The sequence below is a fragment of the Longimicrobiaceae bacterium genome, from assembly GCA_035696245.1.
Taxonomy (GTDB): domain Bacteria; phylum Gemmatimonadota; class Gemmatimonadetes; order Longimicrobiales; family Longimicrobiaceae; genus DASRQW01.
In genome coordinates this window covers 1-19,896 of record DASRQW010000094.1, presented here as the reverse complement: position 1 = coordinate 19,896, position 19,896 = coordinate 1, and the positions used below count along the sequence as shown (strand labels likewise).

15 protein-coding genes are annotated in these 19,896 nt (G+C 71.7%); 10 read left to right on the top strand and 5 right to left on the bottom strand.

The window, feature by feature from the left end; all coding sequences use genetic code 11:
• The 8 genes from VFE05_04370 to VFE05_04335 all read left to right on the top strand — a co-directional run.
• Positions 1 to 1,464, top strand: a 1,464-nt coding sequence (locus VFE05_04370; protein HET6229291.1) for an amino acid permease, incomplete at its 5' end; no start/stop codon positions are given.
• Between the two features lie 92 nt (positions 1,465 to 1,556).
• On the top strand, positions 1,557 to 2,066 hold the full coding sequence (locus tag VFE05_04365) for a hypothetical protein (protein HET6229290.1): 510 nt from the start codon (positions 1,557 to 1,559) through the stop codon (positions 2,064 to 2,066).
• 471 nt (positions 2,067 to 2,537) lie between these two features.
• Complete coding sequence (locus VFE05_04360) at positions 2,538 to 3,008, top strand: hypothetical protein (protein HET6229289.1); 471 nt, start codon at positions 2,538 to 2,540, stop codon at positions 3,006 to 3,008.
• A gap of 82 nt (positions 3,009 to 3,090) precedes the next feature.
• Complete coding sequence (locus tag VFE05_04355; GenBank protein ID HET6229288.1) at positions 3,091 to 4,269, top strand: zinc-dependent alcohol dehydrogenase; 1,179 nt, start codon at positions 3,091 to 3,093, stop codon at positions 4,267 to 4,269.
• Positions 4,270 to 4,953: 684 nt separating this feature from the next.
• Complete coding sequence (locus VFE05_04350) at positions 4,954 to 7,965, top strand: SusC/RagA family TonB-linked outer membrane protein (protein ID HET6229287.1); 3,012 nt, start codon at positions 4,954 to 4,956, stop codon at positions 7,963 to 7,965.
• Between the two features lie 138 nt (positions 7,966 to 8,103).
• Complete coding sequence (locus VFE05_04345; protein HET6229286.1) at positions 8,104 to 9,471, top strand: hypothetical protein; 1,368 nt, start codon at positions 8,104 to 8,106, stop codon at positions 9,469 to 9,471.
• 559 nt (positions 9,472 to 10,030) lie between these two features.
• The gene (locus VFE05_04340; protein HET6229285.1) at positions 10,031 to 10,987 is read left to right on the top strand and encodes a hypothetical protein; all 957 of its coding nucleotides are present in this window, start codon (positions 10,031 to 10,033) and stop codon (positions 10,985 to 10,987) included.
• Positions 10,988 to 11,213: 226 nt separating this feature from the next.
• Complete coding sequence (locus VFE05_04335; protein ID HET6229284.1) at positions 11,214 to 11,753, top strand: hypothetical protein; 540 nt, start codon at positions 11,214 to 11,216, stop codon at positions 11,751 to 11,753.
• 387 nt (positions 11,754 to 12,140) lie between these two features.
• Here VFE05_04335 and VFE05_04330 read toward each other — a convergent pair whose 3' ends face one another.
• The 5 genes from VFE05_04330 to VFE05_04310 all read right to left on the bottom strand — a co-directional run bounded on the left by VFE05_04330 (position 12,141) and on the right by VFE05_04310 (position 17,093).
• Positions 12,141 to 13,187 carry a glycoside hydrolase family 6 protein gene (locus VFE05_04330; GenBank protein ID HET6229283.1) on the bottom strand — a complete coding sequence of 349 codons (1,047 nt, stop codon included), beginning with the start codon at positions 13,185 to 13,187 and terminating at the stop codon, positions 12,141 to 12,143.
• Positions 13,188 to 13,212: 25 nt separating this feature from the next.
• Positions 13,213 to 13,668 carry a hypothetical protein gene (locus VFE05_04325; GenBank protein ID HET6229282.1) on the bottom strand — a complete coding sequence of 152 codons (456 nt, stop codon included), beginning with the start codon at positions 13,666 to 13,668 and terminating at the stop codon, positions 13,213 to 13,215.
• 389 nt (positions 13,669 to 14,057) lie between these two features.
• The gene (locus VFE05_04320) at positions 14,058 to 15,149 is read right to left on the bottom strand and encodes an MlaD family protein (protein HET6229281.1); all 1,092 of its coding nucleotides are present in this window, start codon (positions 15,147 to 15,149) and stop codon (positions 14,058 to 14,060) included.
• A 397-nt stretch (positions 15,150 to 15,546) separates the two neighbouring features.
• Positions 15,547 to 16,491, bottom strand: coding sequence for a helix-turn-helix domain-containing protein (locus VFE05_04315; GenBank protein ID HET6229280.1), 945 nt, complete (start codon positions 16,489 to 16,491; stop codon positions 15,547 to 15,549).
• A complete protein-coding gene (locus tag VFE05_04310; GenBank protein HET6229279.1) occupies positions 16,488 to 17,093 on the bottom strand; it encodes an isochorismatase family protein in 606 nt (201 codons plus the stop codon). The genes VFE05_04315 and VFE05_04310 overlap by 4 nt, the downstream gene beginning before the upstream one ends.
• A 596-nt stretch (positions 17,094 to 17,689) precedes the next feature.
• Between VFE05_04310 and VFE05_04305 the strand changes: the two genes are divergently transcribed.
• Together VFE05_04305 and VFE05_04300 are read left to right on the top strand one after the other, a co-directional pair.
• Complete coding sequence (locus VFE05_04305) at positions 17,690 to 18,184, top strand: hypothetical protein (GenBank protein HET6229278.1); 495 nt, start codon at positions 17,690 to 17,692, stop codon at positions 18,182 to 18,184.
• Positions 18,185 to 18,348: 164 nt separating this feature from the next.
• A partial coding sequence (locus VFE05_04300) for a GAF domain-containing protein (protein HET6229277.1) occupies positions 18,349 to 19,896 on the top strand: 1,548 nt, incomplete at its 3' end.

Below are 19,896 nucleotides of genomic sequence, written 5' to 3'. Positions count from 1 at the left end.
TCCGTGCTCGCGCCCATCTTCGCGCTCTTCCTCGTTACGCATGCCGTCCTCATCGCCGGCGGCCTGGCGACGCACGCTGGCGAGGTGCCCCGCGTCGCGCACGAGGTCACGGCCGGCTTCCGCCACGGCCTGGGGACGCTGGGCGCGCTGGGCCTCTTCGCCGTCTTCGTCCGCGCGTACTCCATGGGCGCCGGCACGTACACGGGCATCGAGGCGGTCTCCAACGGCCTGCAGATCATGCGCGAGCCGAAGGTGAAGACGGCCACGCGAACGATGCTGCTCATGGCGGTTTCGCTCGCGGCCACGGCGGGAGGCATCCTGCTGCTGTACCTGCTCTTCCACGTGCGGCCGGAGCCCGGGAAGACGATGAACGCGGTGCTGCTGGAGCGATTCACGGCGCGCTGGGGCGGCCTGGGGCACGGCTTCGTGGCGTTCACGCTGGCGATGGAGGCGGCGCTGCTCTTCGTGGCCGCGCAGGCGGGCTTCATCGACGGGCCGCGGGTGATGAGCAACATGGCCATCGACAGCTGGATGCCGCACCGGTTCGCGCAGCTCAGCGACCGGCTCACCGCGCAGGACGGCGTGCTGCTGATGGGCGGCGCCGCGCTCGCCACGCTCTTCTACACGCGCGGCGACATCACCACGCTGGTGACGATGTACTCCATCAACGTCTTCGTCACCTTCAGCCTCTCGCAGGCGGGGATGGTGCGATACTGGATCCGCGAGAAGGGCCGCGAAGGGCGCAAGCGCGGGCTGGGCATCCACCTGCTGGCGTTCGCCCTCTGCTCCGGCATCTTGGCGGGCGTGCTGTACGAGAAGTTCGAGCTGGGGGGATGGGTGACGGTGGCGGTCACCGGCGCGCTGGTCGCCGTCTGCCTCGCCGTCCGGCGCCACTACGACCGCGTGCGCGAGGGCTTCCGGCAGCTCGACGACGTGATGAGCAGCCTGCCCGCGGCGGACGCGCCGGACCCGGCGCCGCTGGACCCCGGGAAGCCGACCGCGGTGATGCTGGTGGGCGGCTACGGCGGGCTGGGAATCCACGCGCTGCTGTCCGTGCAGCGGCTCTTCCCCAACCACTTCGAGAACTTCGTCTTCGTCTCGGTGGGCGTGGTGGACGCGGCGGCAATGAAGGGCGTGGACGAGGTGGACCGCATCCGCGAGCGCACGGCGGAGTCGCTCGCGCGGTACGTGGAGCTGGCGCGCAAGCTGGGCCTGCGCGCCGGCTCGCGCATGGAGATGGGCACCGAGGCCGTGGCCGCGGCAGAGACGCTGTGCCGCGCCATCGCCCGGGAATATCCGCGCTCGCTGTTCTTCATGGGCAAGCTGATCTTCCTGCGCGAGGGCTGGTTCTACCGCATCCTGCACAACAACACGGCCGACCAGCTCCAGCGCCGCCTCCAGTTCGAGGGCATCAACACCATGATGCTCCCCATCCGGGCGATGAACGGCGGCCAGGCGATGTAGCGCGTCGGAACGAGGCCGCAGGGCACGGGCCTGCGCGCCGGGCCGCGACCTCACCGCGGCGGGTGCGACGCCCAGGCAAACGGAGGAACGCCATGACGTTGCGGATTGCGGGGCCGGTGCTCGCCCTCGCGTTGCTGGCGGGCGCCGGCTGCTCCGGCAGCGTGGACGAGCGCGACGGCCGCACCGCCCACGTGCTGGCGGGGCGGTGGCGCGCCACCTTCACGCTCGACGGGGCGGCGGGGCAATCGGGAGATGCGCGGCCCCGCACGGTCGCGGCGGACGTGGTGCTGCTGGAGAACCGCTGGCTGCGCGGCGCGGCAGGCCTCTCCGCCGCCCCGGCGGACTACGGCACCTTCGCGGCGGACTTCTCCCCGTTCGGCTTCGATCCGCGCGTGGCGGGCCGCGTGCCCGAGATCGCGGTCGCGCTGGTCACGCGCGACTCCGCCGAGCTCGCGTTCCAGCCCGACGGCGACGCGGCGGGCCTCACCGCCGCCGGCCACCTCGCGGGCGACTCCATCGCCCGCCGCTGGTGGCATGCGTCCGGCCGCGGCGCCGCAGCCTCCGGCACCTTCCGCATGACGCGGAGGCCGGGGCGCGAGTAGCAGCATCCCTCGACCAGCATCTGCCGTAGTCCTCGATGGGGATTTTGCGCAGTCATCGACGCGGCTTCATCGGTTCCCTGCCCAAGTCTCGGCCATCCGACCGAGGCTTGGGATTTCGCGCATCGGCGTCCTCCGCGCATGACGACCGGGGGCGGGTGGACCTTGCCTCGGACTGCCGCGCATCCGCGGAGATGCGGGGGGGGCGGGCGGCCGGGAGATGCGAGGGCGGAGACGTGCCGCCGCCGCGCATCTCCCGAGCGCCTTGTATGATCGCAGGTTCCGCTCCGTGCCGCGCACGGACGTTCCGTCGTCGTCAACCCGTTGCCGATACGCCGTTTTGGCGCGTAACAGCCCGTGGATGGGAAGGGCCTCTTGCTACCCTCGGGGTCCCCGCCGTGCTAACCCGGACGGCGTTCCTGAGGCCGGCGAAGGGGCCGGCGTCGACCGGATCAGAACGGTGAAGGAGGCGGCATGCAAGCTACGACGGACGCACGGCCCGCGGCTTACAGGCCCGGCCTGCCCACGGGCATCCCCAACCCCGCGCCGCGGCCGGGCTGGGACGTGGGCACCGACCGCCGCATCGACGACGGCGAGACGCTGGCGCGTGGCCTGGGGTGGTTCAGCATCGGCCTGGGGCTGGCCGAGGTGCTGGCGCCGGACCAGCTCTGCGAGGCGCTGGGGATGGAGGGCAAGGAGAGCTTGATCCGCTTCTACGGGCTGCGCGAGCTGGCCGCGGGCGTGGGCATCCTCTCCGGCCGCAAGCCGGCCGGGTGGCTGTGGGCGCGGGTGGCGGGCGACGCGCTGGACCTGGCGACGCTGGCTGCGGCGCTCGACGACAACGACAAGCGCGGCAACGTGGCCGGCGCCATCGCCGCCGTGGCGGGCGTCACGCTGCTGGACGTGATCTGCGCGCGGCAGCTCTCCGGCGGCAAGCAGCACTGAGCGCGGCGGGGCACGCGGCCGCCGCGGAAGGCGCGGCGCGTCGGTGCGCGGCCCCGGAACCTACGGACCTGGGGGATGTGGGATGAAGGCAATCTGCTGGCACGGCAAGGAAGACATGCGGTGCGACAACGTGCCGGACCCGTCCATCGTGGACCAGACCGACGCGATCGTCCGCATCACCTCCACCGCCATCTGCGGCTCGGACCTGCACCTGTACGACGGCTTCGTGCCCACCATGGAGGCGGGCGACATCGTGGGCCACGAGCCCATGGGCATCGTGGAGGAGGTGGGCCGCGACGTGAAGCGGCTGAAGAAGGGCGACCGCGTGGTGGTGCCGTTCACCATCTCGTGCGGCACCTGCTGGTTCTGCGAGAAGACGCTGTATTCGCTGTGCGACCGCTCCAACCGCAACCCCGAGATCGCCGCGGGGATGATGGGGCACTCGCCCGCGGGCCTGTTCGGCTACTCGCACATGCTGGGCGGCTTCGCGGGCGGCCAGGCGCAGTACCTGCGCGTGCCCTTCGCCGACGTGGGCCCGCTGCGCGTGGAATCGGACCTGGCAGACGAGCAGGTCCTCTTCCTCTCCGACATCTTCCCCACCGGCTACATGGCGGCGGAGAACGCCCAGATCGAGCCGGGCGACACGGTGGCGGTCTGGGGATGCGGGCCCGTGGGCCAGTTCACCATCCAGAGCGCATGGATGCTGGGCGCCGGCCGCGTGATCGCCATCGACCGCGTCCCCGAGCGGCTGCAGATGGCGCGCACGCACGGCCGCGCGGAGATCATCGACGCCGCGAACGAGTCCGTGTCGGCGCGGCTTCTGGAGATGACGGGCGGGCGCGGGCCGGACCGCTGCATCGACGCGGTGGGCTGCGAGGCGCACGGCGCGGGCAGCGTGGACGCGGTCTACGACAAGGTCAAGACGGCGCTGATGATGGAGACCGACCGCGCGCACGTGATCCGCGAGTGCATCATGGTGTGCCGCAAGGGCGGCACCGTCTCCATACCCGGCGTTTACGTGGGCATGGTCGACAAGTTCCCGCTGGGCGCCGCCATGAACAAGGGCCTGACCTTCAAGATGGGCCAGACCCACGTGCAGCGTTACCTGGAGCCGCTGCTCAAGCGCGTGGAGACCGGCGAGATCGACCCGTCGTTCGTGGTCACGCATACGGTGCCCATCGAGAAGGCCCCGGAGATGTACAAGACCTTCCGCGACAAGAAGGACGGCTGCATCAAGGTCGTCCTCAAGCCCTGGAACTGATCGACGAAACAGCGTCACTCCAGGAAGTTTGACGGCCCTCCTCCGGCACCGCGCCGGGGGAGGGTCGTTCGTTTCCGGGGCCGTGTCGCGGCGGAAAGGGGTGCCCCCTCCCCCGGCCCCTCCCCCGCAAGCGGAAGAGGGGAGAACTGCTTGTGGCGGAAAGGTTTAGCGCGCGCTTTGGCTTGATCGCGGGCTGGTGGTAAGCACCTGCTTCGAAGGCTGCCCGAAAACACGCAAACCTCGCTTCCACCGTGAGATAGCTACCCTCCCCCAGGCAGTTTTGGGGGAGGGGCTGGGGGAGGGGGCCCCCCTCCGCCTCGACCACCTCACCGCTCCGCATCTCCTCCTTCCGTTCCCGACCGCGCACCCCCGAAACCCTGCTAATCCGCTCCGAAAGCGTCCGCCGTTCGTCCCGCGTTCGTGCGGTTCGCCCCGCGGTGCTGCGGTTCGTCCCCTCGTGATATGGCTGGCGCGCGGGAGCGATTAGATCCCATGCAGCGAGAACGCCCCGCTCCGGTCCCGGAGCGCGGAGATGCGCAGCGTCTCGCCCGCCGCGCCGAACGGCGGACCACCGCGCGAACCGATCACATGGAGGCGCCACCCATCGTGCCCCGTTGGAACGCTGCCGCGGCCGGCCACCCGCCGGCCCGGCACAAGAGCCGGAACTGAACCCAGGGAGACCACATGAGGAAGACGACTGGTTGGTTGTGCGCGCTCGCGCTGGCGCTGCTGGCGCCGGTGCAGCTCGCGGCGCAGGCGGGCGGCACCGTGACGGGCCGCGTGAGCGACGCCGCCAGCAAGCAGCCGCTGGCGAACGTGCAGGTGATCGTGGCCGGGACCGCGCTGCAGGGGCGTACCGGGCCGGACGGGCTGTACACCATCCGCGGCGTGCCCGCGGGCCGTGCCGAGGTGCGCGTGGCGCGCCTGGGCTACTCCGGCGGCAGCCGCGCCGTGGCCGTGGCCGCGGGGCAGACGGCGACGGCAAACTTCGAGCTCGCCAGCAGCACCATCGGCCTCGACGTGCTGGTCGTGCAGGCGAGCGGCGAGGCCGCCCGCCGCCGCGAGCTGGGCAACTCGGTGGCGACGGTGTCCACCGCGAACGTGGAGATGGCGGCGGTGCAGAGCTTCAGCCAGCTGGTGCAGGGCCGCGCCCCGGGCGTGGTCGTGCTCCCCAGCTCCGGCCAGCTCGGCGCCGGCGCCCGCATCCGCATCCGCGGCAACAACTCGGTGTCGCTGGCCAACGACCCGCTGCTCATCATCGACGGCGTGCGCGTGGACAACGAGTCCAACTCGTCCGGCCTCTTCACCGGCGGGCAGAGCACGTCGCGCTTCGAGGACATCAACCCCGAGGACATCGAGAACGTCGAGGTCCTGAAGGGCCCGGCGGCCGCGGCGCTGTACGGGACGGCCGCGGCGAACGGCGTGATCCAGGTCACGACCAAGCGCGGCCGCGCGGGGCATCCCACGGTGCGTGCCCACACGGAGTTCGGCACGCAGAAGCAGACGGCGACCATCCCGGCGAACTTCCGCGCCATCGGCCACACGACCAGCGGCGCGAAGAACCGCAACTGCGACTTCGCGGCGCGGGCGGCGGGCACCTGCGTGGCGGTGGACTCGCTGTACAGCTTCAACCCGCTGCGCAGCTCGCTGACGCCCTTCCAGACGGGGAACGTGACCAACCTGGGCGCCAGCGTGAGCGGCGGCAGCGAGAACGCCACGTACTTCGTGTCCGGCGAGAACGAGCACGGCGTGGGCGTGCAGCACCCCAACCACATCTCGCGCACCAACGTGCGCGCGAACCTCACCGGCCAGGTAGGCTCCAAGCTGCGCCTGACCGCCAACACCGGCTTCGTGCAGAGCAACATCGAGCTGCCGCAGGCCGACAACAGCGCGTCCGGGCCCGTGCTCAACGGCCTGCTCGGTGATCCCTCGCCGGGCAACATCGCGCGCGGCGGCGGCTACCGTCCGCCCACCACGGCGTTCAGCCTCATCGCCTGGGAGAACCGCGAGCAGCTGAACCGCTTCACCGGCAGCGCCAACGCCGACTTCCGTCCCCTGGGCTGGCTGTCGGTCAACGGCACCGTGGGCGTGGACGTGAGCAACCGCTTCGAGGGCAGCTTCGTAGCCCCCGGCACCGTGGGCGCCTTCGTGGACGGCTTCCGCGAGCAGCTTCGCGACAACACCAACACCTTCACCTCCAACCTGGGCGCCACGGCCACCAAGGGCCTCACGGGCAGCCTGATCTCCACCACGTCGGGCGGCGTCCAGTACACGACCAGCGACTACAACTTCACCTACGGCGAGGCCGAGGTGATCGCCCCCGGCACCCGCAACGCGCTGGTGCCCGGCAGCGTGGCCGAGGGCGTGGCGCCCAACAAGCTCTTCGGCGCCTACGCGACCGAGCAGCTGGCGCTCAACGACCGCCTGTTCGTGACGGCCGGCCTGCGCGGCGACCAGAACAGCGCGTTCGGCCAGAACATCGGCTTCGTGACGTACCCGTCGCTCACGGCCTCGTGGGTGGTCAACGAGGAGCCGTTCTTCCCGAAGATCGACGCCATCAGCAACCTCCGCCTGCGCGCGGCCTACGGCAAGTCGGGCCTGCGTCCCGGCCGGCTGAGCGCCGTGCGCACGTACGCCACCGTCAACTCGGCCCTGGGCACGAACGTGGTGCCGGGCTTCGTGGTGAGCAACGCCGGCAACCCGGACCTGCGGCCCGAGGTGACCCGCGAGTTCGAGTTCGGGGCCGACCTGGGCTTCCTGAACGACCGGCTCACGCTGGAGGCCACGCACTACGACAAGCGCTCGCACGACGCGCTGATCAGCCGTCCGCTGCCGCCGTCGGTGGGCGGGCCGGGCGCGCAGTTCTTCAACCTGGGCAGCGTGCAGAACATCGGCACCGAGCTGGCGCTGCGGGCCGAGGCCATCAAGCGCGACCGGGTGGGCGTGGACTTCAACGTCAACTACAGCACCAACAGCAACAAGCTGCTCACGTTCGGCGACACGAGCATCACGCCCATCATCTTCGGGCTGGGCGCGAACACGCAGCGCCACCAGGTGGGCTTCGCGCTGGGCGGCTACTGGCAGCCGGCGTACACCTTCGGCGACGCCAACCACGACGGCCTGATCCAGCAGTCCGAGGTGCAGCTGCTGCCCAACGACCAGCAGACCGACCCGGTGACGGGCAGCACGTACTTCGGCTCGCCGTTCCCCAAGCGCGAGGCGTCGTTCAGCGCCGACGTGCGCCTGGCGAGGTTCATCCGCCTCAGCGGCCTGCTGGACTACAAGGGCGGCCAGAAGCTGCTGAACTTCACCGCCATCAACCGCGAGACCAGCAACACGCTGGGCTTCAGCGAGGTGCGCCAGGTGCCCGGCGCGGCCACGCTCGAGCAGCAGGCCGCCATCCAGGCGCGCCGCTTCTTCGGCACGGCGGCGGGCTACTACGAGGACGCGACGTTCTGGAAGCTGCGCGAGGTGTCGGTGAGCCTCACCAGCCCGCAGTCGCTGAACCGCTCGCTGCACCTGCCGGCGCAGGGCCTCAGCTTCACCCTGGCCGGGCGCAACCTGCACACGTGGACCAAGTACACGGGCTTCGACCCCGAGGTCAACTACGGCGGCCAGTCCAACTTCAACACCGCCGACGACTTCACGCTGCCCCCGACGCGCGCCATCACCGCGCGCATCGACGTGAACTTCTGAGCCGGATCCGGTAGACGTACCGTGAGCATCGGCCGAGGGTGACCCCTCGTGGGTTGCGGATGAGCTTTCGTCCGATGCTCACACGGTCCGCGCGGATCTGGAACGAGCCACGACATACACACGAGAGGCGGTAGACACATGCACAGACATCCACATCGCGGAGGGAGGAGCCCCGGGCTCCTCCCCCGGCGGGCCGCGGGGCTGCTGGCCCTGGCGCTCCCGCTGGCCGCCTGCAACCTCGACAAGACGCTCGAGGTGAAGGACCCGTTCACCGTCACGCCCGGCGTGGCGCGCGACACCCTCAACCTCATCAACGCCTACGCCGGGGCCAAGGCGCGCCTGGCCACCGCGCTGGGCGGGGTGCAGAACGCCAACCAGGGCCTGATCGTGACCACGGGCCTGCTGGCCGACGAGTTCGTCAGCAGCGACAACTTCGACGACCGGCGCGAGATCGACCGGCGCGCCATCCACGACGTGAACAACAGCAACCTGTTCTCGTTCACGCTGCTGCAGCAGGCCCGCGCCGAGGCGAACAACGCGGCCGACCTGTACGCCTCCACCAGCCGCAGCGGCAGTGCCGAGCACGCCGAGCTGCTGAACGTGGCGGGCTACGCCGAGCTGATGCTGGCCGAGAACTACTGCTCGGGCGTGCCCTTCAGCACCATCCCGGTGAGCGGGCCCATCCAGTTCGGCGCCCCGCTTACCACGGCCGAGGTGCTGGACTCGGCCCTCGCCAAGTTCGACGCCTCGCTCGCCCTCACCGGCAGCGCGGCGCAGAAGACCCTGTCGCACCTGGGCAGGGCGAGGGTGCTGCTGGACCGCGGCCAGTTCGCCGCCGCCGCGGCCGAGGCGGCGCTGGTGCCGTCTGGCTTCCGCTACGTGGTGGACTACAACGCCACCACGCAGGGCACCTACAACGCCGTGGAGCAGCTGGTCAACGAGGAGGAGCGCTTCAGCGCCGCCGACCTGGAGGGCACGGTGCACCGCGGCCTGCCGTACCGCACCGCGGGCGACTCGCGCACCCCGCAGGCGGCCAGCGCGTCGCCGTCGGCGCTGGGCGGGCCGCACTTCAAGCAGCTCAAGTACGCCGGCCGCGGCTCGCCCGTGGTGCTGGGGTCGGGCTACGAGGCGCGCTACATCGAGGCCGAGGCGGCGCTGCAGGCCAACCCGGCGGACGTGGCGGGCTTCGTGGGCAAGCTGAACGCGGCGCGGGCGGCGCTCAGCCCCACGCTGCCGGCGCTCACCGCGGCAGACGCGGGCGCCACCACGGCCAGCAAGGTGGACCTGCTCTTCCGCGAGCGCGCCTTCTCGCTGTGGCTCACGGCCACCCGCCTGAGCGACCTGCGCCGCCTGATCCGCCAGTACGGGCGCACGCAGGACCAGGTGTTCCCCACCGGGTTCACCGCCAACGGCGAGAACTACGGGACCGACGTGAACCTGCCGGTGCCGTTCGAGGAGAGCGGCAACCCCAACGCGCAGACGGGCTGCATCGACCGCAACGCCTGACGTCTCGGGCGCAGCGGGCCGTCTGAACGGCGGGACGTTCGGGAGATGCGGGGCGGCCGCCTCGCATCTCCCGAAAGCCCCCGCATCTCCCGGCGCACGCACGGCCGGGAGATGCGGATCCACCGGCGCCCAGCCGTCTGCGAAGATGCGCATCCGCCGCCGGTCCAAACGTCTCGGGAGATGTGCGGCGGACGATGATCTGACGTCGGGAGATGTGTGAAGAATGACGAAGGTCGTGAGATGCACATCTGCCGATCCGACGTTTCGCAGGCGATGCGAGCTAGACGCAGGACGATGAAAATCGATCGATATCAATTCAGCTCGGAATCGAACGAAGCAGGTCCGCGGATCATCCGACGGATGCGTGGCGGGAACGGCGGAGCGCTGAGGCAGGACGCCCAATACGCATCTACCGATCACAGCGGGAATCGGCAGAAGTCGCGGAGGAGACTTTAGATCCACTCGATCCAAGCAGTCCGTTCATCGCGCAGTCGCAGGCCGCAGCACGCAGCACCCGATCCACCGCCGTCACCCCGATTCGACGCCACGGAGCACAGCCATGCGAGTCCTCAAGCCCAACGCCCGCGCCATCGCCGCCCGCATGCGCGCCCACGCGGCCCCCACCTTCCCGGCCCGCACCCCGCTCGCCGCCGAGCCGGACGACGCGCCCATCCGCTCCATCGCTCCGGGCGACGGCACGCCCGCGTCGCTGGGCATGGTGGTGGAGTCGTTCGAGAAGGTGCGGCGGCTGCGCGAGGAGACCGGCGTGCGCATCCGCCGCGTGGTGGAGGTCGAGGAGGCTGCCGACGGCGGCGACTGCGTGCTGCGCCTGGTGGACGACGGCGAGCCGCTGGGGCCGCTCGCCTTCCTGGGCCGCGTGTACCGGAACATGTCCATCGAGGAAGGGCAGCTCCGCCGCGAGGCGCTGGCTTCGCTGGCCGCGCACCCCGCGTGGCACTGGCTGCGCACGGTGGAGGGCGCCGATCCCATGCTCTTCGCGCGCCTGCTGGGCCGGCTGGAGCTGGAGAAGGCCGCCACGCCCTCGCACTTCTGGTCGTACTGCGGCCTGGCCACGGTGCGCGGCGTGGCGTACCGCTGCCGCACGTGCGGGCTGGAGGTGGCGGCGGCCGAGACGGCGAGGGTGGACCCGGGGCACGTGGCGCTCGTGTCGCGCGCGCAGTGCGAAGGCGTGCTGGAGCGCGCCGCCGCCAACGCCGAGATCCGCGTGGCGCAGCCCAAGCCCCGCCAGGGCGAGCCGTGCACGTACGACGCGGACGCCAAGGAGCTCTGCTTCCGCATCGGCCTGGCGTTCGTGGACGCAGAGGGCCCGTACCGCCGCGTCTACGCCGCCGAGCGCGCCGAGCTCCAGGCCGGCCGCCCCGGCTGGACCGACCAGCGGCGCCACCTGGCCGCCCTGCGCAAGGTCCAGAAGCAGTTCCTCACGCACCTGTGGCAGGCGTGGCGAGAAGGCGTGCACCTGCCCGCCCACCGCGCGTCCGAAGCCATTGCGCGCTAGAAGCTTGAAGTTTCCGCGCCGGAAAAATGAGCCGCATTCATCACCTAAATGAATGCGGTTCATTCATTTAGCGACACTGAAACCCTTGACTCGGTGTGTGGGTTCGGCGCATAGTACCGGCGCGGACGGCTACTTGGCCGGCCGCTTCAATGCCGGATCCCGCCCGGACCTGAGCGGTGCCGGCGCAGTCCCACGGGGGCATCGCCCCAGCAGATCCGTTCCCGACATGTCCAGAATTTCCGGCTCGCTCGTGCTCCTTCTCGCGGCGGTGGTCGCCGCCTCGCCCGCTCACGCCCAGACCGGCCGCGACCTGCGTGTGGGCGACCGCATCCGCATCGTCGCGCCGTCGCTGGGCGACACCGCCACCGTCGCCGAGGTGGCGGAGGTCCACGGCGACGCGCTGGTGCTGGAGTCGCGCGCCCTCGCCGCACCCGTCCGCGTCTCGCGCGCGGAGGTCACGCGGCTGGAGGTGAGCCGCGGCCGCCCCAGCTACTTGCTGCGCGGCGCGGTCGCGGGCGCGGTGGCCGGCGGCGCGACGATGTTCGCCGTGACCAGCGGGGCCCAGGACTGCGAGTACGTCTGCGGGGCGGCGCGGGCGGGCAGCACCATCGGCGGCACGCTGCTGGGTGGCGTGGTTGGCGGCCTTCTCGGCAGCGCCTTCCACCACGGCCCCGACCGCTGGCGCGCCCAGGAGGTGCACCCCACCGTCGCGATCGCACCGTCGCGCCGCGGGACTGCGCTGAGCTTCACGATCCCCACGCGGTAGGGCAGGGCACATCCGGAGATGCACGGCGGGGCCGGTCCACCCAGGACCGGCCCCGCCGCTTTACATCTACTTTCGTCCGCCTTTCCCAACCGGATTGGCCGACAGCATTCAGGTGGCCAATAGCCACCCAGCGGTTGTCCCATGCCTCATCCGCTGCGCGCCGGGCGTAGGAAACGCCCGGCTGGGAACTGCGGTCGTCCTTCGGACGAAGATCGCGTCGACCGATGCGCTGGTGCTTGGCGGGTGGTTGGTCGCGAGTGATCGCGCTGGTGGATGCGAGCGAAACGCGTTGGAGGGCGAGGTTCGCGGAGCCTCGTCCGCCAGGACGACCGCAGTCCATAGCGGTGGTTGCATACCGCCCGAAGCGACAAGGAATCCCCGGAATCCTCAGTGTGGCAGCATGCTTCCGATGGCTTCGGCGGCCTTGCTCAGCTCCAGCGCGTAGTCTGCCCACCACTCGCCGGCGCGGGGGCCGCCGTTGCAGGTGCCGTCGGACTGGCCGGGCGTCTTCACCCACAGGAACGCATCGGCCAGGGCGCTGCCGGTCTGCGTGGTCGGGGCGCGGCCCAGGGCCTGGTTCGGCGCGTTGCACCACTGCCGCTCCACCGCGTTGCCGCGGCCGTTGCGGCTGGTGTCCACCACGAAGTGCTTGCCGCCCACCAGCCGGCTCAGCTGCTCGCCGTACGTCACGTTCACCTGCACGGCGTGGAAGTTGGATACGTTCAGGCTGAACCCGTCCGCCATCTCGATCCCCGCCTTGCGCAGGCGCCCCGCCATGTCCGGCGGCCGGCGCCAGTTGGCATTGCCCGCATCCACGTACACCGCGGCGCCCGCGGCCTTCAGCGTCTGCACCGCGTCGCGCAGGAGCACGTACCGCTCGTCCTGCAGGCGCAGCGGCAGGCAGTCCAGCGAGGGCAGCCCGTCCGGCTCCACGATCACCACGGCGGGCCGTCGGTTGATGCCCGCCGCGAAGTCGCGGATCCAGCGGCGGTAGCCGTCGCCGTCGCGCGCCCCGCCGGCCGAGTACAGGCCGCAGTCCCGGTGCGGGATGTTGTACGCCACCAGCACGGGCAGCGCGCCCTGCCGCGCCGCCGCGCCCACCACGCCGTCCACCTCGCGGCGGACGTCGCGGGCCCAGTCGCCCATCCACTTCGCCTGCGGCTGCGCGGCGATCACGCGCATGCGCGCCGCGTCGGCCGGGCGCGAGCGGTTCCACGCTGCCGCCTGCCGCGCCGCGGGCGAGGCGGGGTCCACGTACAGCCGCCGCCCCGCGAACGGGTTGCGCTGCGGCGTGGCGCCCGGCGCCACCAGCAGCAGGGCCAGCAGCGGCGGCAACGCGCGGATCGCCGTCCGCAGCGCGGAACGCCGCCGCGCCGGTGGATGGCGCGCCGGCTCGGCCGCGCCCGGCGGGCTGCGGAGCGGGAGACGTGGCACGGGCGGCGGCGTCACGGCGGGGCGGCTATGCGGTCGCGTCCTGGGCGCGGCGGTGGCCGTCCGGCTCCGGCTCGGGAAGGTCGCCGGTGGCCCGGCCCATGTGGCGCATCATGTACGTCTGGCGGGCCAGGAGGATGCGGGCCGCGCGGATGTCGTAGTGCGTCTTGATGAGCAGCGCCGCCACGTCGCCCGCGGCCCACAGGAGCGCCGAGAACACGACCAGGCGGATGGTGTCGCCCACCAGCAGGCCCAGGCCCACGTTCTCCGGCGGGCGGTTGGCCCACCAGTACGCGAACTGCCCGATGGCCAGCAGCAGCACGACGATGGAGGCCACGCGCACCACCCCCGCCGTGAGGTGCAGGCCCTTCTGCGGCTCCAGGTCCTCCTCGCGCACCTCCACGCCGGCCAGCATGGGGCGCTTGCCGGGCCTGCGCCCCGTCTCGTCGCCCTCGCCGTCCGGGCCGGTCATCCGTGGGTCCATCTTCGCGCCTCCCGCGCAGCGGTCGTGGTTCGCCCCGGCCGGATCGGCCGCGCCCCGCGCCCACTGCACGTCCCGTACTTGAAGCCCGCGCCAGTGCTGGACGAGCCCCCGAGGCTCCGGCCCGATCCGCGCGGCCCCGCCAGAACCCCGTCTCACGCGGAGGCGCGGAGGACGCGGAGAACGGCGGAGGAGCGAGTTGTTCTCCGCGGTCTCCGCGCCTCCGCGTGAGTCCCGTCGGTTCGGATATTCGGCGGAATCGTTGGCTCGCCGCAATCGCCCATCCATCGCATCCGCCGGGATGTGGCCGGGGACGACGTTTCGCAGGGGGATGCGAAAAAGGGCGGCGGGATCGCTCCCGGCCGCCCTCCGCGCATCTCCCGTCCCGCGGGTCAGAAGAGCTTCTTGCCCAGGTACTTCTCCGGATGCGCCTGGATGTCGTCCAGCGTCTGGCGGAGCGTGATCGCGGCGCGCAGGGCGTTCTCGTACTGCGACGGGTCGGACAGCATGCCGTTCGCGCCCGCCGGGCCGGAATCCATCTTCTGGAGCGCCTGCTCCAGCGAGACCATGGCCGTGCGCGCCCGCTGGAGCATGGCGCCCGCGCTGTCCACGCGCGGACCCATCGCCTCGACGGAGCGGCCGGCGCTCTCGGCCCGGGCCTGGATGGCGGCGAGCCTCGCCTCGTACCCGGCAGGCGTGGGGAAGCTGGCCGCCCGCGCGCGGATGCCCTCGGTGAGCGCCACCATGCGCGCGCTGGCCTGGCGCGCCGTGGTCACCAGCTGCCGCGTGCTGCCTGACGCCAGGGCCGCCCGCATGCCCAGCGCCGTGAGCTTCATGGAGTCGCTCATGGCGCGGATGCGGACGCTGGTCGCCAGCACGCCGTTCGTCATGCCGCCGGCCGCGCGGGTGCGCACCGAGAGGGCGCGGTTCAGGTCGTCGCTGGTCTTCTCGGCGTCGGCCACCTGCTGGCGGATCTTGGCCGCGGCCTTCTCGGTGAAGGTGGCCTGCACGTTGGCCGACATCGTCTGGACGCTGCCCGCCATGGCCGACGCGGCGGCGGTGAGCTTGGCGATGTCGGGCAGCGTGGTGCCGGGCAGCACGCCCTTGGTGCGGGTGCGCGTGTACTCGGCGTCGGGATACCACGACTGCGAGATGATCTGCGCCTGCCAAGGCCCCATCACCGACTCGGGCTCGCTCTGCACCGCCGCGTCCACGGGAATGTTCATCCCGGTGGGCACCGCCATCGTGACCAGCACGCCGCCGCCGCCGCGCGCGAAGCTGATCCCGGTCACCTTGCCCACGTGAACCCCGCGGTACACCACGTTGTTGCCCACCTTGAGCTGCCCCACCTCGTTGAAGATGCCCAGCAGCTGCGCCTGCGGCGGCCCCATCTTCATCCGGCCCAGCGCGAACGCCACCACGGCGAAGCCCACCACCGCCGCGATGAACAGCGCGCCGAGCTGAACCTGCTTCCGTAGCCGCATCGGTATCCTGGTAGTGGGGTCGCGCGGTGGGGCGGGGCGGGCGAGACCGGCGAATTCCACGCCAGCCTCCGTCATCTCCCGTCTTTCGGTGGATGAACGGCCCGCCGCGAATCTAACGCCTCCCCCGTCCCATCGCACCTACCACGCTGCGGCAGACGGAGTTCGGACCGATACCGCCGCGTCTCGGCCGATGCGAAATCCTCCCGCCACGCCGCGTCCGCATGCGTGTCGGCCGCCGCCCGGATCAGCATCGACGCTCCCGCGACGCGACGCATCCACCGTCTCCGTCCTACATCCCATCTCGCGTGCCGCCGCGGGGCTGCCGCGACGGGCATCTCGGGAGATTCGGGTTTCCGGAGATGCGAATCTCCCGCACGCGCTGCCGTTGGAACGCCGGTCAGGCCTCCACCGCGACGGTACGCGAGGCACTGGGCGGGACGCCGAAGTGGCGCGTCCAGATGCGGCGAAGCTGGCGTGCGTCCGCGAAGCCGCACTCCGCCGCCACCGCGTCCAGCTTGAGCCGCGAGTGCTGCACCAGCGTCCGCGCACGCTCCAGCCGCAGCCGCAGCCGGAACTCGCCCACCGAGATGCCCGTGGCGCCGCGGAAGGTGCGCGTGAGGTGCCGCGGGCTCACGAACGCGATGGCGGCCAGCTCCTCCAACGTGGCCCGCGAGGCGGGGTTGGAGATGAGGTACTGCTGCACGCGGTGCACGCCGGCGTCCAGGTGGCGCTGGTACTCCAGGTACACGCTCTCCTGCGGCTGCGAGCCGTCGCGGCGCATGTACACCACCATCTCTCGCGCCGCCCCGGCCGCGATCTCGGCGCCCGCGTCCTGCTCCACCAGCCCCAGCGTCATGTCGATGCCCGAGGCGATGCCGGCGCTGCTCACCAGGCGCCCGTCCTCCACGAACAGCCGGTCGTCCAGCACCCGCGCGCGCGGGAAGCGCTGCTGGAGCAGTGCCGCGCGCTTCCAGTGCGTGGTGCAGCGGCGGCCGTCCAGCAGCCCCGCCTCGCCCAGCGCGAAGGTGCCCGTGCACACCGAGCAGATGCGCGCCTGCGTCTGCCCAACGCCCCGCAGCCACTCCACCAGCTCGCGCGGCGGGCCCATCTGCATGACGGGGAAGCCGGGCACGAACACCCAGTCGTCGTCCCGCACGTCCGGCAGCGGCTCCAGGCCGCACATCTCCAGCCCCTGCGCCGTGCGGACCGCGGGCGTGGCGCCGCAGTACGCCACCTCGTAGCCCGCGCCCAGCGATGCGGCCTCCCACAGCGCCTGCACGGGCCCCGCGAAGTCCAGGATCTCGGCGCCGGGAAAGAGCGCGAAGAAGACGCGGCGGCTCATGCGAGCGCCGGCTCCAGCGCCGCCTCGCGCACCGCGCCCGCAAGCTCGGCCGCGCTCACGATGCGCGCGAACCGGCCGCGCAGCGCGTACGCCGTTCGCTCCTCGATCTCCGCCACGCCCAGCTCCTCGCCCGGCACGTCCAGGTTGGGGATGGGGAAGGTGAGCGTGGCGTCCAGCACGAAGTCCACCGCAAAGCCCAGGTCGGCGGCCACGCGCGCCGTGGTCTCGCAGCACTGCTCCGTCTGGATGCCGGTGATCGCCAGCCGCCGCACGCCGCGGTGCAGCAGCATGGCTTGCAGGTTCGTGCTGGTGAAGCAGTTGCGCGTGTCCTTTCGGATCGTGGGCTCGCCCGCCCGCGGCGACAGGAAGTCCATCAGGTTCACGTGCGGGCTGTCCGGCGCGAAGTGGTCGTCGCCGTCCGTGTGGAGGACGAAGATCACGGGCAGCCCCGCCTCGCGGTACGCGTCCACCAGCAGCGACACGTTCTCCTCGAACGCCGCGTTGCTCCGGCGGGCCCAGCGCGCGCCCACCTTGAACGAGTCCTGCACGTCGATCACCAGCAGGGCGGATTGGGACAGCGGCACGTCGGCGGACCGGAGCATGGTTGGATCTCCTCGTTAGGGGTGCGATTCCTTCAACTGCAAGGAGATTACGCCTTCATCTCATCCACGTACAGGATGCACGGAAGACGAAGGGCGGACGGATCGGGACAGGAAGGCGGAGGGGATGAGCGGAATCGGATCGAGGTGGTCACCGTTTATCGAGGGTCCACGTTTTCGGAGCTGGACAGCGGGTAGAGTTCGGCCGCCGCGCACCCGCCCGTCCATCGTCGCACGGCGTCGTGTTCCGAGACACGAGCACACCGTCAAGAGTGGCATGTGTCCATGCCGTTCGATACACACCGAACGGAACGTTTTCACGATGCACCTGACGCGTGGATGGTGGAGACTTTTCACTCATGAAACGCAGTGCGGCGAAGCTCGCGGATGACAACATCTGTGCATCTTTGCAAGTCAATCCTACAATTCCATTTACGGCGGGATACGCTTCCCGTCCTTTGGCAGATAACTGCAAGAAACGCCTGGGGCGACGGGCGAGTGGGCTCGGCACGGTGGTTGCCTGGAATATGGAAAGTGTCGCGATCTTATCTACTGTGGTCACGCCGCGGCACATTCCACCCTGTCGTGTGAGCAGTCCCATGATCGCACTGAGGCCCGTGACCCAGCGGGTGATCCGCAGCCGGAGCAGCTGGACGTACGCGTCCGAGCGGCGGCTGGTGTTCTGGGTCGCGACCGGCTGGGCCTCTTCCGCGGGAGGCCTGCTCTGCATCTACCTGGACAGGCTGGTGCCCGGCTACGGCCGGGTGCTGGGCGCGGCGGTCGTGTGCAACCTGATGTTCACGGCCGCCCTGCTCGCGAACCGCTGGATGCGCCGGCGCGACGAGGCGCGGCTGAAGGCGAACGGCGTCCTGGACCAGCGCGAGCGGCTCGTGGAGGAGCTGGAGTGGCAGTGGTCGACGCTGGACCAGACCGGCCTGCCCTCCGACCGGCTCTCGGAAGCCAAGCTGGAGGCCACGCGGGAGATGTTCGTCCGGCTCGCCAGGCTGGGCGGAGGCGGGGAAGCGGTCACGTTCCGGCTCGCGGAGCACACGACCGAGATCGCGCCGGGGCTCCGGTCCGCCCGCGGCCGCTGAGCGGACGTGCGCCCTCTCCGCTCCCCGCGCGGCGCCCGCCGTAACACGCCGGCCCCGAGCGCCATCGAGCAAGGTGCGCGGGCGGCGCGGCCAGCCGTATATTGCACCGGCAGCCGTACCGAGCCCGCCCCAGCCCACGGCATCGCCCCGCACCGCCCCTTCGGATGACCGCAGATCCCGCCCCGCAGGACGACGGCCACGCATCTCCCGATCCGCTGTCCGGCGCGCCGGACGCCGCCGCGCCGGGCCGCCCGTCCCCGCGTGACGCGGCGGACATCTCCTCGGGCGAGCTGGCGCGCGCGCTGTTCGACGAGTCGCCGCTGAGCACGGTGGTGTACGACGCGGCCGGGCGCCCGCTGCGGGTGAACCCGGCGTTCACGAAGCTGTGGGGCGCGAGCATAGGCGACGTGCCGGCGGAGTACACCGTGCTGGACGACCCGGAGCTGGACGGCCTGGGCGTGCTGCCGGAGGTGCGCCGCGCCTTCGCGGGCGAGGCGGTGGTGCTGCCGCCCGTGCGCTACGACATGTCGCACACGCTGGGCCTGGGGCGAACGACGTGGACGCAGGGGCACTTCTACCCGGTGCGCGGCGCGGACGGCGCCCTCACGCACGTGGTGCTGGTGCACGTGGACCTGACGGCGGCGAAGGAGGCCGACGAGGCGCTGCGGCAGGGCGAGGACCGCTTCCGGGCCGCCCTGCGCGCATCGGGCGCGGTGGTCTTCCAGCAGGACCTGGAGCTGCGGTACACCTGGCTGTACGACCCCGCGCTGGGCCGGGTGGACGAGCGCGTGAACGGCCTGACCGAGGCCGACCTGGGCGGCGACCGCGTTGCCGACGCCCTCAAGCGGCGCGTGCTGGACACGGGCCGGCCCGCGCGCGGCGAGCTGCGGCTGCCCTTCGTTCCCGGCAGCCGCGTGTTCGACGTGGCGGTGGAGCCCCTGCGCGACGCGGCGGGGGCGCTGGCTGGCGTGACGTGCGCCGGGCTGGACGTGACCGACCGCCTGCGTGAGGCGGGCGAGCGCGAGCGGCTGCTCGAGCAGGCGGAAGAGGCCCGCCGCGCCGCCGAGGCCGCGCGCGCCCGCGCCAGCTTCCTGGCCGAGGCAGGCCAGGCGCTGCACTCCTCGCTGGACCACGCCGCCACGCTGGCCGCCGTGGCTCGCCTGGCCGTGCCCATGCTGGCCGACTGGTGCGCGGTGGACGTGCTGGAGGCCGACGGCACCATTCGCCGCGTGGCAGTGGCGCACCAGGACCCCGCCAAGGTCGCCCTCGCCAGGCAGCTCCAGGAGCGCTACCCCGTCCACGCGGACGACGCGACCGGGGTGCCCGCCGTGCTGCGGACCGGCCGGGCCGAGAGGTACGACTCGATCCCCGACGAGATGCTGGTGGCGGGGGCGGTGGACGAGGAGCACCTGCGCCTGCTGCGCAGCGTGGGCCTGCGCGCCGCGCTGGTGCTGCCGCTGCGGGGCGGCGAGCGCGTGCTGGGGGCGCTGACGCTGGTGAACGCCGACTCCGGCCGCACCTTCGCGCCCGACGACGTGGAGCTGGCCGAGGAGCTGGCCCGCCGCTCCGCTCGCGCGCTCGACAACGCCCGCCTCTTCCGCGAGGTCACCGAGGCGCGCGAGGCCTTGGAGCAGCAGGCGATGGAGCTGGAGATCCAGTCCGAGACGCTGCAGGAGCAGGCCACCGAGCTGGAGGCGCAGCAGGCCGAGCTG